Source organism: Paenibacillus periandrae (genome assembly GCF_022458865.1).
Lineage (GTDB): Bacteria > Bacillota > Bacilli > Paenibacillales > NBRC-103111 > Paenibacillus_S > Paenibacillus_S periandrae.
Window position 1 is genome coordinate 1 of record NZ_JAJNMU010000045.1, and the last position, 13,062, is coordinate 13,062.

A 13,062-nucleotide genomic window follows, 5' to 3' on the forward strand; every position below is an offset into this window, starting at 1 on the left:
GAAGGCATTCAGCGGTTTTGGGCCATCCAGTACCTGACGCAGAACTTGTTAGAAACTCAGCGTCAGGACTGGATGAAGAACGACAAGCACCTGACGCTTGGAGATGTGGTCTATCGCATTCGGCAAGGATATTTCGGACAGATCATCGTCTACGTGTACCAGCAGGCCCTGGAGAAAAAGCCGCTATTCGACATCCTTAAACATCTCAAGATCCCTGCCTAACCAAATGAATCCTACGTCCTACTACAAGTCTGCCCTTATTCGGTTCTTAAGGACGAATTCGCAAGAGTCAAGTAATTAAATTGCAAGTATGGAAACTTGATTGCGACAGTAATAATTATGAAGGTTTTAATATCGTTGATGGAGACTGGAATGAGCTCATAGAAAAATTTGGAGGGAATTCATTACTTAATAATTGGCAAGCAATAAAAATAAAGCCTTATGAGTTGGCACCTAGAAGTGATGCACCTACATTTATTGCTGCTGCACCTCTTTTTAGCGCTAAGGCTGTGGATGTTTTAAGACCAATTATTAGTAATTTTGTGGAAATACTACCCACCGAGTTTATTAGGGAAGATTACTTTATAATAAATGTACTGAATGTACTGAATTGTGTCGATTATGATAGTTCTTCAATTGTAAAATATAGAAGCGGAAGGATTATGAGATTTGAAAAATATGAATTTTTTCCTGAAATAGTAGACCAACAACATATATTTAAAATTACAGATATTTCAAGACAAGCTGTATTCGTATCAAGTGAATTTAAAGAAGAAGTGATTAAATCTGGATTAACAGGATTTAGATTCGAAGAAGTATGGTCATCTCAATAAATGTATTTCTTGCCAATACAACGCTCGCCAAGCAAGTTAGGTCTCGAAATGGCAGAAACCCGCTAGCAAGAATCAAGCCATTTCACCAGTAACGAGTCTTAAAGCGGCAAAGCGACGGATGGCAACACCAATGGGACGATTCAAGAGAAATACCTCACCATCTCCGTAGTTAAAAAGAACGTGGATGAAGCTCGTCATTACTTCGCGCGGGTCGGCACGGAGTTGACGGCGCATTTCTCTCGTCTCGGCTCGAAATGTACTGAGCTTGATGCGACTGATCGCCTGCGCATTCTGCATGACTTCTTTGGGATTGGCGAGGAAGCTGATTTTCGCTTTGACATGCAAGATATGATGCGCAAGGGGCACGATTTCAAAGATTACATTTGCCCGGATACCTTCGAGTTTGCCAAAGATCATTTTCGGATGGGCGAATACTACGGTCGGGTCATCTTTCTGCGCGATTATGCCAACTACATCAAGGACAGTATGGTAGCCGAACTATGCGACTTGAACCGCAACTTGCTGCTGTCGCTCGATGTGATCCCAATTCCGACCGATGAAGCTGTCCGCGAAGTGGAGAATCGACTGCTCGGCGTGGAGACGAACATTACGAATTGGCAGCGACGGCAAAACCGCAACAACAACTTTTCAGCCGTCGTTCCTTACGATATGGAGCAGCAACGCAAGGAGAGCAAGGAATTTCTTAGCGACCTGACCACACGCGACCAGCGAATGATGTTCGGGCTACTTACGATGGTGCATGTTGCAGACAGCAAAGAACAACTCGTAGGCACTGCTCACTACAGCCCGCAAGCATCTGTGCCAGTTTTCCACGCTCTCCTATCAGCAAATGGACGGTTTGAATACGGCGCTGCCGTATGGGTTGCGAAAGGTTCATGCTTTGCGGACGCTCACGACCGAAAGTACGGCTGTCTTTATCCCGTTTCGAGCGCATGAGATCATGCATCCAGACGGCATTTATTACGGACAGAACGTCATTAGCAAAAATATGATCGTCGCCAATCGCAAGCAACTGCTGAATGGGAACAGTTTTATCCTTGGTGTAACTGGTTCTGGCAAGAGCTTCACCGCGAAGCGAGAAATCGTCAACCAGATTCTGGCAAGCGACGACGACATTATCCTGATTGATCCAGAGAGGGAGTATTCCGCTCTGGTAAATGCGCTGGGCGGCGAGACGGTTCATATCTCAGCAACTTCGCAGAACCATATCAATGCAATGGATATGAACCGGGATTATGGCGACGGAGCTAATCCGATCATTCTTAAATCGGAATTCGTCCTGTCGTTGTGCGAGCAGTTGATCGGCGGACATCAGCTCGGCGCGAAGGAAAAATCGCTCATCGACCGCTGTACCGCCGCTGTGTACCGCAAGTATTTACAGAGCAACTATAAGGGACAGACGCCGACATTGCAGGATTTTCGCGCCGAACTGCTGAGGCAATCAGAACCTGAGGCACAGGATATCGCTTGCGATTGAGTTGTTTACTGCCGGCAGTCTGAATACGTTCGCTCAGCCGACCAACGTCAACGTGCATAATCGGCTTATCTGCTACGACATTCTCGACTTAGGTAAGCAGTTTCTTCCCATCGGCATGCTGGTCGTACTCGACAACATATTGAATCGAATTACGCAAAATCGCGCCAGAGGCAAGAATACGTTTATCTTCATTGATGAAATCTACCTGCTGTTCCAGCTCGAATACAGCGCCAACTTTTTATTCACGCTGTGGAAGCGTGTCCGAAAGTATGGCGCTTTTTGTACTGGTATTACGCAGAACGTGGACGATCTGCTGCAGAGCCATACCGCCCGAACGATGCTGGCGAATAGCGAATTTATTGTCATGCTGAATCAGGCAAGCACTGACCGAATGGAACTTGCCGAATTGCTCAATATTTCGGACCTGCAACTCTCCTATATCACAAATGCAGACGCGGGGAATGGACTGATGAAGGTGGGTAGTTCCCTTGTTCCATTTACTGACAAGTTTCCACGGTATACAAATCTGTATAGCCTAATGACAACGAAGCCTGGGGAGTAATCGCAGTAAAAGGCGGCTGATTGCAACAAGATCAGCCGCTTCTGCACTAAACTTCTTCTCCGTCAGCAATAGGAGGAAGGTCACAATTTCATCGCGGCGGAATTGGCAAACCCTCCAGATTAAGGTGCGTGTGGCTAGCACCCTGTGGAGGTTCTTCGGTCCTCTCGACCGTACCATTACATCAATGACAGGGTTCTAATCTGCTTCTAAAACGGCGATAGGTTATTAAAAATAGCAACAAAATTCGTTTATAAGATGCAAAAAAACCGCTTAAAAACCGAAGCGGCTTTTTGCATCTTATAACAAGTGAATTTCAGAGAAATCCTCTTTACCTTGAGTCCTTAAATTCAAGTTTGCACTCCTTTGGTCCGGATGGATTTTTTTCTGTGGAAAGTCACAACCGATTATCTTGCGAATCTTAACATTTTCTTATAACAAGTTTTACATTGCGATAACCATGCAAACTGTGCGCACAGTTATTGTAAGGTTATCCTGAAAGAAGGAGTAGTGAGGATTAGGTCATCCACAGCGTAAGCTCAAGATCAAATGGTGCCTAGAGCACAAGGAAGGGAATGGGATATCAAAATGTTCAAGAAATTTATTGTCCCGGTAATCTTAATAGTTTTAGTAGTATCCATGGCTGCATGCTCTCAATCATCGCAAAACGGATCTGAGAAAAATATCGATCAGACGGTAAACGAACCGGATACGTTAACCATTACTTGGCTTCCGGACCAGTCAGGCAATGAACTAAAAGAAACAAGAGACGAAATTGCAAAAGTTATAGAAAAGGCAACAGGTAAAAAAATTGAAAATAAGCTTACAACAGATATTGTTGTAGCGACAGAAGCAGTTTTGTCCGGTAATGCTCAGCTTGGATACATCGGGCCTACGGCTTATGTGAGAGCACATAATAAAAATAGTAAAATACTCCCGCTTGTCATCAATACCGGTGACTCTGGGACGATTAGCGATGCCCAATACTATTGCTTAATGGTTGTAAAAAAGGGAACCGAAAGCCATTATAAATCCGGTGAAGAGTATACGCTCGACAAAATTGAAGGGAAGAAGATTTCCTATGTGAGTACAAGTTCGACATCAGGATTTGCAATTCCAATCGCTCTAGTAACGAAAGAAGCAAAAAGTACAGGCAAATGGAAAAATATACAACTTGAAGATTTAACTCAGAGCGGAAAGTATTTTAGTGAAGTTCTGTACGGAAATACAAACTTGGGTGCATTAGCGAATATGCTTTCGGGAAAAGCAGATCTTGCAGTCTTTCCAGATACTGCTTTGCAAAGTTATGTTGATATAGTTGAGGGTTCCGTGGACAAGCCTGGATCCATTTTTAGAATTAATGATCATGCACCAGAAACATTAAGCGCTTTTCGTGGGAGCGAGTATGTAGTTATCAGTTCGACTCCAATGTCAAACATGGGTTTTAGTTATAATAGCAGCTTAATTTCAGATCAAACGGTTAAGAAAATAACTGCCGCATTGACTTCGGATGAAACTGCCAAAAACGAAAAAATATTTGTTCCGGCAGATTCGAATGTAAAAGGTATTTTTAAGAATAAAACGAAAGACGGTAAAATGCGGTTTATCGAGATCAAAGATGAGTGGTATGGCACTGTACGGGGGTTTATGGACTATATTCCTAACTAATCTTTGTAGTAAACAAAATAGGAAAGCCCTCCTCGAAAAGAGGGCTTTCCATTTTCTAAAGGAGTCCATATGAGTCAATTGATGATTAAACAGGTTTCCAAAAAATATTCGAATGGAACATTGGCCTTATCTGATATAAGTTTTGAAGTGGAACAGGGTGAATTTATCTCCATCATTGGTCGATCAGGAGCTGGGAAATCATCTCTTCTTCGCTGTATTAACAGGATGATTGATGTGTCTCAAGGGGACATTATTTTTAACGGGCAAAGCACTTCACATTTAAAAGGAAAAAATTTGAGAATACTAAGAACCCAGATTGGGATGATATTCCAACATTATAATCTTGTGGAAAGATTATCTGTCATAGAAAATGTACTGCATGGCAGATTAGGTCATAAGTCAACAATAGAGGGCTTGATGGGTCTATTTACAAAAGAAGAAAAAAAGCAGGCATTTAAAATTATTGAAATGCTTGGCTTGGAAAAACAGGTCTATAATCGATGCGATCAACTGAGTGGCGGTCAAAAACAAAGAGTAGGGATTGCGCGTGCGCTTGCACAAAATCCAAAGCTTCTTCTATGCGATGAGCCGATAGCCTCTCTTGATCCTAATTCTTCAACGATCATTATGGACCATTTGAAAAGCATTTCAAAGGAAATGAACATTACATGCCTTGTTAATCTGCATCAGGTTCAAGTTGCTTTAAAATATTCCGACAGAATCATTGGCATTCATTCTGGAAAAGTAGTGTATGACGATAATAAGGATATAGATACAGAAAAAATTAATGAAATATATGGTTCCCATATTGAACTAGATAACAGATAGGTAAAGGAGACAGCAATGACATCCGATTTTTTTCTTAACAAGTTCAAACGTAATGCTTTACTTTTTTTTAGCCTGGTAGCAATCGTTATTCTTTCGGTTTTTGTAACAAAGTATGATGTAATAAAGGGTATAACAGGCTTTTATGAGGCAACAGTCTGGGCTGCTTTGAATTTTTATCCGGACGTAAAATCCTTAGAAAAGCTGCCGAATATTTTGATGAAGCTGGGAGACACCGTCTTGATGTCTGTTGCGGCGACGACCACTTCAGCATGTTTCAGCTTTGTATTTGCTCTGCTGGGCTCAAAGACAACCGGGTTCAATCCTTTTTTAAGTAGTATTAGTAGAGGCATTGCCTCTCTATCTAGGAATGTCCCTTATGTGGCTTGGGGGATGCTGCTCCTTTTATCATTCGGGCAAAGTGCGTTAACCGGTTATATTGCATTGTTTTTGGTATCTTTCGGTTTTTTAACGAGAGCTTTCATGGAGACGATAGATGAATCAAGTCACACTACCGTCGAAGCACTGAAAGCTACAGGGGCTAATTACGTCCTTACTATTTTTCGTGCTGTTCTGCCGCAATGTACTCCCCAAATCATAAGCTGGATTCTGTTTAAAGTTGAAACAAATATCAGAGATGCAACGTTGCTTGGCATGCTTACCGGAACGGGGATCGGTTTTTTATTCGATTTAAATTACAAATTGATGAAATATCATGAAGCAAGTCTTGTCATTGTTGTAACTGTAATAACTGTTCTCCTTATTGAAGCTGTGTCCAATTATATAAGAAGGGTGATTTTGTAGTGAAGGCTGACGAAAAGCCAATTAAAATAAAGCCATTCAACAAAGCGGATGTAATAACCAAGTCCACGATCCTTATTCTTGTTTTATTGACGATATATACTTTTTTGACCCTTAATTATCAAAATCTTAATTTGCAGAAAAGCATACCTGAAACACTTCATAATTTTAAGGTATTCTTTTTTGAACCTCAATTGAATCATTTTGAATTTATGGATATTGTAAATAGCATTATTGCCACACTGGGGCTTTCCGTTTTAACGACTGTATTTGGTGGAATTGTTGCCTTGATTTTTGGTCTTTTTGCAGCTGAAAATCTTTCGTCAAAAACGGCTTCAAACTTGATTAAAGCAATTGTTGCGATGATAAGAGCCGTTCCAACTATATTTTGGGTATTGATATTTTCCGCTTCCATCGGTTTGGGCAGTACATCTGCGGTAATCGGGATGAGCTTTCATACGATCGGCTATCTGATGAAAGCTTATTCTGAATCTTTTGAAGAATTGGACAAAAGTGTTATTGAAGCTTTGAAAAGCAGCGGAGCAAGCTGGTGGCAGATCGTCATCCATGCCGTAATCCCGTCTTCCATGACATTTTTAATTTCCTGGACATTTATACGATTTGAAATTAATTTTGCTACAGCTGTTGCTGTCAGCGCAGCGGCAGGTGCAGAAGGTATAGGCTTCAACCTGTTTCAAGCCGCTTCTTTTTACTACGATCTGCATGAAGCTGGAATGATAACCTATTTTATTCTTTTCGTAGCGTTCGTTTTTGAATATAGTTCAACCAGAGTGAAACGAAAATTGAAAGATCACCATTAAATAGGATGGAGCTTAACAATTTATTAAAACAGTTTTTACATTGCGATAACCATACGGACTGTGCGCACAGATACTGTAAAGCTAATCTGAAAAAAGGAGGAGAGAGGACTTGGACCATAAACAGGAACATTCATGCAGCTATCTGGAGATTGCGGATCATGTGATTCAAAGGATTGTAAACAATGAAATTCGAGTCGGAGAAAAAATTCCATCCCTGAACCAATTATCGAAGCAATTTGGCGTTAACCATCATATTGCTCGGTTAGCCATGACACGTTTGGAGAACTTGGGATGGGTGACTTCGGTCCATGGCAAAGGGTGCTTTGTTAACGAAAGATCGGCGAAGATTTCAAACGTTCTTTCCAGATACAGTAATTATACAAACACCATGATCCGAGACGGAAAAAAGCCAAAAGCTCAATTAATCGATTGGCAACTTGGCGAGCCGACCGCGCATGAGAGAGAAATCTTATGCTTGGCTCCGAACGAACAAGTTTACAGGTTGGAAATATTGCGCTTTACGGATAATGAACCAATATCGGTTACAACATCGACTTTTCCGGAAAAACTTGTTCCGCAAATGGATCGGTATTTTGAAGATTTTTATTCCTTGCATGCCTTGCTGGAGACTTATTACAACATTGTTCCCGTACGGAAATTCTCGTTTGTCGAAGCGAAAATGCCTTCTCAAAAAGAAACGGATTTACTGGGCATACCGGAAAACATCCCCGTCGTTTGGAAAGAAAACATCAGTTTGCATCCCGATGGAACGCCGGTAGAAATTGATATTTCCCGAACGCGAGGGGACCGGGTTCAGCTTGTCATCGACTATGAAAATATGGCGGCAAAGACGGTTTCGCATGCCTCTGCAGCCTTAGAGGAACAAAACACAAACTAGGAGCGGGCTCATGAACTCATTTCGCATTTACGGTGGGAAAATCGTGACACCTGAAGCTGTCATAGAGAATGGCACCGTTACGGTCGACAGCGGAAAAATTGTCGACATTGGCGCGACGGCTCTTTTACGATCAGGTCCCGACGATATCGATGTCAGAGGACAATGGATATTTCCCGGTATCGTAGACTCGCACAGCGATGCCATTGAGACGGAAATTCAACCAAGGGTTCGAAGCCTGTTTCCTGTTGAACAGGCTTTTCGCGAATTGGAACGAAAGCTGGCGGGACAAGGCATTACGACCATGTACCACGCTCTCGGATTGGCCGATGCCAATGCCAAAAGCGCGGTGCGGAATAAAGATACAATCGAAGAAATCGTATCCGCAGCACATCGATTGCAACATGAGGGAGCGCTGATCCGCCACCGCATTCATCTACGGTTCGAAATTACAAAATTGGAAATGGTCGAATTCGTGGAACGATTGCTGGCGGACAAGCACGTTCACCAGCTTTCGTTCACCGATCATACGCCCGGCCAAGGCCAATTTCGGAATCTCGCGTTGTTTCGGGAAAATGCGATTCGGCAGCAGAAGATTCAGGAAGGCGAAGCCGAACATTACGTAAGCAAGCAGTTGGACAAGGAGAAGGTGGATGCTTCCAAACTGAAGGAAATCGCTGATCTGGCGTACAGACAAGGAATTCCCATCGCTTCCCATGACGACGACACCATGGACAAATTGAATTGGGTCGAACAGCTTCATTCGCGAATAAGCGAATTTCCGATCGAGTTGTCGGTGGCCAAGGAAGCGAGACGACGCGGCATGTATGTCGCTATGGGCGCTCCGAATTTACTGCTGGGGCATTCGACAAGCAACAATCTTTCCGCACAGGATGCAATCAAAGAAGACGCGGTTGATTTCCTTTGTTCCGATTATTACCCGCCTTCTCTTTTGCTCGCAGCCTTTAAATTATACCGCTTGGGTTACGACATGTCTTATGCGGCCAACCTGGTTTCGCTTAATCCGGCCAAGGCATTGGGAATCGATCAAGCTACAGGGTCGTTGGAACTGGGAAAAGCAGCCGATATTTTGGTGGTGGACGAGCGAAATGGTCATCCCTTTATCACGCACACGTTGGTCGAAGGCAGATGTGTAAGTAAATTAAACGATCGCCTGACAGTGGCTCAAATCGAAGTATGAGGGTGGGGGAGTGACCAGGTGAAAGCATCGCAACGAACACGAATTTTGGTAGAAGGCAGCGAGCGGTTGCTGTCGCAATTGAGCCAGCAAATCGAGCAACAGTACGAGGTTCGCGTGGAAAAGCCGGCGAGCAAAGGGTTGATTTTGACCAAAGCGCGCGACTCCGTGAGCCTGCAGCCGTTTTATACCGGAGAGGTTTTCATAACGGAATGCACCGTATCGATCGGCCCGGTGTATGGCTTTGGCGCCGTTATGGGGGAAGAACCCGAGCGGGCTTTCCAGCTTGCTGTGGTGGATGCGGCATTTCGGGCAGAGTTGCTGGAGACGGCCTCCTGGCATCGCTTGCTGCTGGAAGAGGAACAACGCATTCGGGAGAAGCATGAGCGGGAGCATGCGCTGATCATGCAAACGAAAGTGAATTTTGATCCGGAGGAGGAATCAGATGGCGGGCGCTGATACGAACGACGGCGTGTACGATCTGATACACGACACCAGTTTGGTTTACCGGACGTTGCTTGATGCGATGTCCAGACCTGGAAGCGTGGGAAACATAGGTGCTGCCGCAGATAAATTGCTGCAGCCGGCGCCGGAAAACAGAATGGGGTTAGCGTTAGCGCTGGCGTTGCTGGATGCCGACGTTCGTTTCGCCGTACGAATGAAGGACGGCACAACGCTGGAACAAGCCATTTGTCGGCAAACTTACGCGCAAACAGCCGTTTCGTCGCAAGCTGACTACGTGTTCGTCGACGGCGACTTGCCGGAGGCGGCGCTGGAACGACTTTTCACCGAGATACGCTGCGGTACTATGCAGGAGCCGGAAGATAGCGCCACTCTTTTTGTTCGGGTCGATGAGGTGGCGGATGCCACGCTTGAAGCCGCATCGATTGTGCTGGCCGGTCCGGGTATTTACGACCGCGCATTTTGCAGGATCAAGGGACTATCCCCCGTATGGATCAGCGAGAGAGCGAGATTGAATGCCGAGTATCCGGTTGGCATCGATCTAATCGTATTCGATGGGCAAGGAAATGTCATGGCCTTGCCTCGCACAACCTCGATCGAAGGGAGGACAATCTCGTGAGTTATGTGATGGTGACCGGCGGTCAGGAAGCGATCGGGCACGCCCGAAACATGGTTCAATACTACCGATTGAAGGATTCCATCGAAGAGCTGGACGTCGGCCTGATCAGGCATCAAATGCGAATGCTGCGGGACAGGGTCATGAGCGAAAGCGGGTTGTACGCCCCTGAATATGCGGCCTTAGCGCTAAAGCAGGCGGAAGGCGATCCTTACGAAGCCGTATTTTTATTGCGCTCTTACAGTTCCACGTTGGTCCGCAATCACGTTTCCGCTACCTTAAACACCGACGAGATGCGGGTGATCCGGCGCATATCCGCCGCCTTCAAAGATATTCCGGGCGGACAAATACTTGGTCCGACCCGCGATTATACGCATCGTCTTCTTGACTTTACACTACAGCATTCCACGACGGACGATAACGCCGCCTTTTTGGCGGAGCTGTCCAGCTTCATGCCGGAAGCTGGGGCAACCGGGCGATTCCCGAAAGTGATTGATCGCTTGCGGCGCGAAGGCATGATCGCCGCACCGGACAAGGCCGAAGAGGAAGAGCCTTTCGATATAACGAGACAAAGCTTGTCGTTTCCTACGGTACGATCCGCGCGTCTTCAATCGCTCTCCCGCGGAGAAACCGGAGCGCTCGTGGCACTGGCCTACAGCAGCACCAGCAGATACGGCAAGAAGCATCCGGTTGTGGGAGAATTGCGTGTAGGGTATGTGCCGCTGCATATTCGCAATCCGTTGGCTGGAGATGAAACGGACGATTGCCTCTACGTGGGCGAGCTATTGGTTTCCGAAGTGGAGATGATTCAGTCTTTCGGCAAGGACAGCAAGTCGGGGGAGCTAGTTTTGGAATTCGGTTATGGTCTGGTCTTCGGCCATAACGAGCAAAAGGCGATCGCCATGTCGTTGCTGGAGCATAGCTTGGAGAGGGGAGGAACGGCGCCGGCGGAAGACGAACAATTCGTGCTCAAGCATATCGATCCGCTCGATTCCGGCGGCATTATGTCGCATATGAATTTGCCGCACTATGTGTCCTTCCAATCTTATCTCGACATGATGAAACGCATAGGGAAAACGTCGAAGTCGGAGCAGGGGGAGAAAAGTGAGCATGCCAGAGACGAAAAGTAGCATCAGGAAGATGGCCGAATTCAATTTCGCTTTTTTGAATGAAGGCTCGAAGCGGGAAATACGCCGCAAAACGTTGAAGGCCGTTGCCATCCCGGGTCATCAGGTCGCATTTGCTTCCCGGGATTTGCCGATTGCCAGAGGCTGGGGGACCGGCGGCCTTCAGCTCACCTTGTCGCTGATCACCCGGCACGATTGTTTGAAGGTAATCGATCAGGGCAGCGATTCCAGTATCAATGCCGTCAGCATCCGCCAATTGATCCAAGACACTTCCGGTATCCGGACGACGGAGGATACGACGGAAGCCACATTCATTCAGAGCCGGCATCGGATTCCTGAAGAATCGTTACAGGAAGGACAAATCCTCATTTTGCAGGTTCCCTTTCCCGAGCCTTTGCACAAAGTGGAAACGCGGGAAGAAGTGACGCGTCGATTGCATGCCGACAAACAATATAGCGACATGTGGTTAAGTTTGTACGAGCATGTGGTGAATTGGGGAAATGTGGCCATCTCCAACGACTATCCTGTCATGGTTGAAGACCGCTATTTGATGTCACCTTCGCCGATTCCCCGCTGGGATACGCTGAAGCTGCATCGCGCGAAGCATTTGACGCTGTTCGGCGCCGGTCGGGAGAAAAAAATATATGCGATTCCTCCGTACACGCGAATCGTTCCGATTTCGTTCGACGATTACCCGTTCGAGGCCGAGAGCATGAATGCGCAAGGCTGCCGGCTGTGCGGCAGCCGTACCTCTTATTTGGAAGAAACGATCGACGACCGCACGGGAAAGAAACAATATCAGTGTTCGGATACGGCGTTTTGCCGGAAACAAAGACATGCAACAAAAAAGGAGCAGTCTGATGACTATGATGAAAAAGCATGATGGTAACCCGCCGTTAGCGGTACAACCGAAGGAGGAAGAAGCGCCCCTTCTCGCGGCTGAAAAAATCGGAAAGCGATTCGGTCCGGGATGCGCGGCTTGTCAAACGCCTCCGTCGAACGGCAATGTTTGCCCTCAGTGCGGAACGTCATGGGGCTGTTGCGATATTAGCTTCAAGCTGTATCCAGGCGAAATCCTAGGCATTGTCGGCGAAAGCGGTTCGGGCAAAAGCACCTTGATGCGATGCCTGAATTTTGACGAGAAGCCGACATGCGGAACATTGATCTTATCCGCTGATGGGGACGACGATTGCGTTGATCTGCTATCGGCATCCGCGCAAAAACAACGGTATATTCGCAACCATCTTATGGGCGTGGTGTACCAAAACCCGCACCTGGGGTTAAAAATGTCGATATCGAGCAGCGGAAATATCGCGGAGAAACTGTTGGCGGCGGATTGTTATCATGTCGGTACGATTCGGTCGCGCGCTGCGAAATTATTGGAGCGGATGGAAATACCGCCATCGCGGATGGATGAGCCGCCCAAACGATTCAGCGGCGGCATGCAGCAGCGCGTGCAAATCGCCAAGGCTCTTGCGAATCGTCCGCCGATCTTGCTGCTAGATGAAGTGACGACAGGATTGGATCTGTCCGTACAAGCCAAGGTGCTCGATCTCATCCGGGAGATTCAACACGACATGCGGGTCGCGATGATCGTGGTCTCCCACGATTTGGGCGTGATCCGCATGCTGTCCGACCGGACGCTCGTCCTGCGTCAAGGACGTATCGTCGAACAAGGGCTTACCGATCAAATCTTGGAGGATCCGCAGCATCCATATACGCAGCTTCTGGTCCATTCCCTACTGTAGAAGGCAGGTGA

Annotated in this window: 16 protein-coding genes; all 16 read left to right on the top strand. The window is 46.3% G+C overall.

Going from position 1 to position 13,062, the window contains the following annotated elements; translation table 11 throughout:
* Positions 1 to 222: hypothetical protein (locus LRL21_RS42200; protein ID WP_240421753.1), on the top strand; the 222-nt coding region annotated here is incomplete at its 5' end.
* 80 nt (positions 223 to 302) lie between these two features.
* Complete coding sequence (locus tag LRL21_RS42205; RefSeq protein ID WP_240421754.1) at positions 303 to 833, top strand: imm11 family protein; 531 nt, start codon at positions 303 to 305, stop codon at positions 831 to 833.
* A gap of 180 nt (positions 834 to 1,013) precedes the next feature.
* Complete coding sequence (locus tag LRL21_RS47395; protein WP_476703991.1) at positions 1,014 to 1,790, top strand: hypothetical protein; 777 nt, start codon at positions 1,014 to 1,016, stop codon at positions 1,788 to 1,790.
* A complete protein-coding gene (locus LRL21_RS47400; RefSeq protein ID WP_476703992.1) occupies positions 1,684 to 2,331 on the top strand; it encodes a helicase HerA domain-containing protein in 648 nt (215 codons plus the stop codon). Before LRL21_RS47395 ends, LRL21_RS47400 begins: the two co-directional genes overlap by 107 nt.
* A 1-nt stretch (position 2,332) precedes the next feature.
* Positions 2,333 to 2,893, top strand: a complete 561-nt coding sequence (locus LRL21_RS47405; protein ID WP_476703993.1) for a TraG/VirB4 family ATPase — start codon at positions 2,333 to 2,335, stop codon at positions 2,891 to 2,893.
* A gap of 585 nt (positions 2,894 to 3,478) precedes the next feature.
* Entirely contained in the window at positions 3,479 to 4,558 is a 1,080-nt protein-coding gene (locus LRL21_RS42215) for a phosphate/phosphite/phosphonate ABC transporter substrate-binding protein (RefSeq protein ID WP_240421755.1), read from the top strand.
* A gap of 69 nt (positions 4,559 to 4,627) precedes the next feature.
* The gene (gene phnC, locus LRL21_RS42220; RefSeq protein ID WP_240421756.1) at positions 4,628 to 5,386 is read left to right on the top strand and encodes a phosphonate ABC transporter ATP-binding protein; all 759 of its coding nucleotides are present in this window, start codon (positions 4,628 to 4,630) and stop codon (positions 5,384 to 5,386) included.
* A gap of 15 nt (positions 5,387 to 5,401) precedes the next feature.
* Entirely contained in the window at positions 5,402 to 6,187 is a 786-nt protein-coding gene (locus tag LRL21_RS42225) for a PhnE/PtxC family ABC transporter permease (RefSeq protein WP_240421757.1), read from the top strand.
* Positions 6,187 to 7,005, top strand: a complete 819-nt coding sequence (locus LRL21_RS42230) for a PhnE/PtxC family ABC transporter permease (protein ID WP_240421758.1) — start codon at positions 6,187 to 6,189, stop codon at positions 7,003 to 7,005. Before LRL21_RS42225 ends, LRL21_RS42230 begins: the two co-directional genes overlap by 1 nt.
* Before the next feature lie 109 nt (positions 7,006 to 7,114).
* A complete protein-coding gene (locus tag LRL21_RS42235; protein ID WP_240421759.1) occupies positions 7,115 to 7,903 on the top strand; it encodes a GntR family transcriptional regulator in 789 nt (262 codons plus the stop codon).
* 10 nt (positions 7,904 to 7,913) lie between these two features.
* On the top strand, positions 7,914 to 9,101 hold the full coding sequence (locus tag LRL21_RS42240) for an alpha-D-ribose 1-methylphosphonate 5-triphosphate diphosphatase (RefSeq protein WP_240421760.1): 1,188 nt from the start codon (positions 7,914 to 7,916) through the stop codon (positions 9,099 to 9,101).
* Positions 9,102 to 9,119: 18 nt separating this feature from the next.
* Positions 9,120 to 9,557 carry a phosphonate C-P lyase system protein PhnG gene (gene phnG, locus LRL21_RS42245; protein ID WP_240421761.1) on the top strand — a complete coding sequence of 146 codons (438 nt, stop codon included), beginning with the start codon at positions 9,120 to 9,122 and terminating at the stop codon, positions 9,555 to 9,557.
* Entirely contained in the window at positions 9,544 to 10,179 is a 636-nt protein-coding gene (gene phnH, locus LRL21_RS42250) for a phosphonate C-P lyase system protein PhnH (protein WP_240421762.1), read from the top strand. The genes phnG and phnH overlap by 14 nt, the downstream gene beginning before the upstream one ends.
* Positions 10,176 to 11,306: a carbon-phosphorus lyase complex subunit PhnI gene (locus tag LRL21_RS42255; protein ID WP_240421763.1), complete on the top strand. Its 1,131-nt coding sequence runs from the start codon at positions 10,176 to 10,178 to the stop codon at positions 11,304 to 11,306. Before phnH ends, LRL21_RS42255 begins: the two co-directional genes overlap by 4 nt.
* Positions 11,287 to 12,186 (top strand): alpha-D-ribose 1-methylphosphonate 5-phosphate C-P-lyase PhnJ, encoded by a 900-nt coding sequence (locus tag LRL21_RS42260; protein WP_275901170.1) that lies wholly within the window; start codon positions 11,287 to 11,289, stop codon positions 12,184 to 12,186. Before LRL21_RS42255 ends, LRL21_RS42260 begins: the two co-directional genes overlap by 20 nt.
* Positions 12,173 to 13,051 carry an ATP-binding cassette domain-containing protein gene (locus tag LRL21_RS42265; protein ID WP_240421789.1) on the top strand — a complete coding sequence of 293 codons (879 nt, stop codon included), beginning with the start codon at positions 12,173 to 12,175 and terminating at the stop codon, positions 13,049 to 13,051. The genes LRL21_RS42260 and LRL21_RS42265 overlap by 14 nt, the downstream gene beginning before the upstream one ends.
* The last annotated feature ends 11 nt before the right edge of the window (positions 13,052 to 13,062 follow it).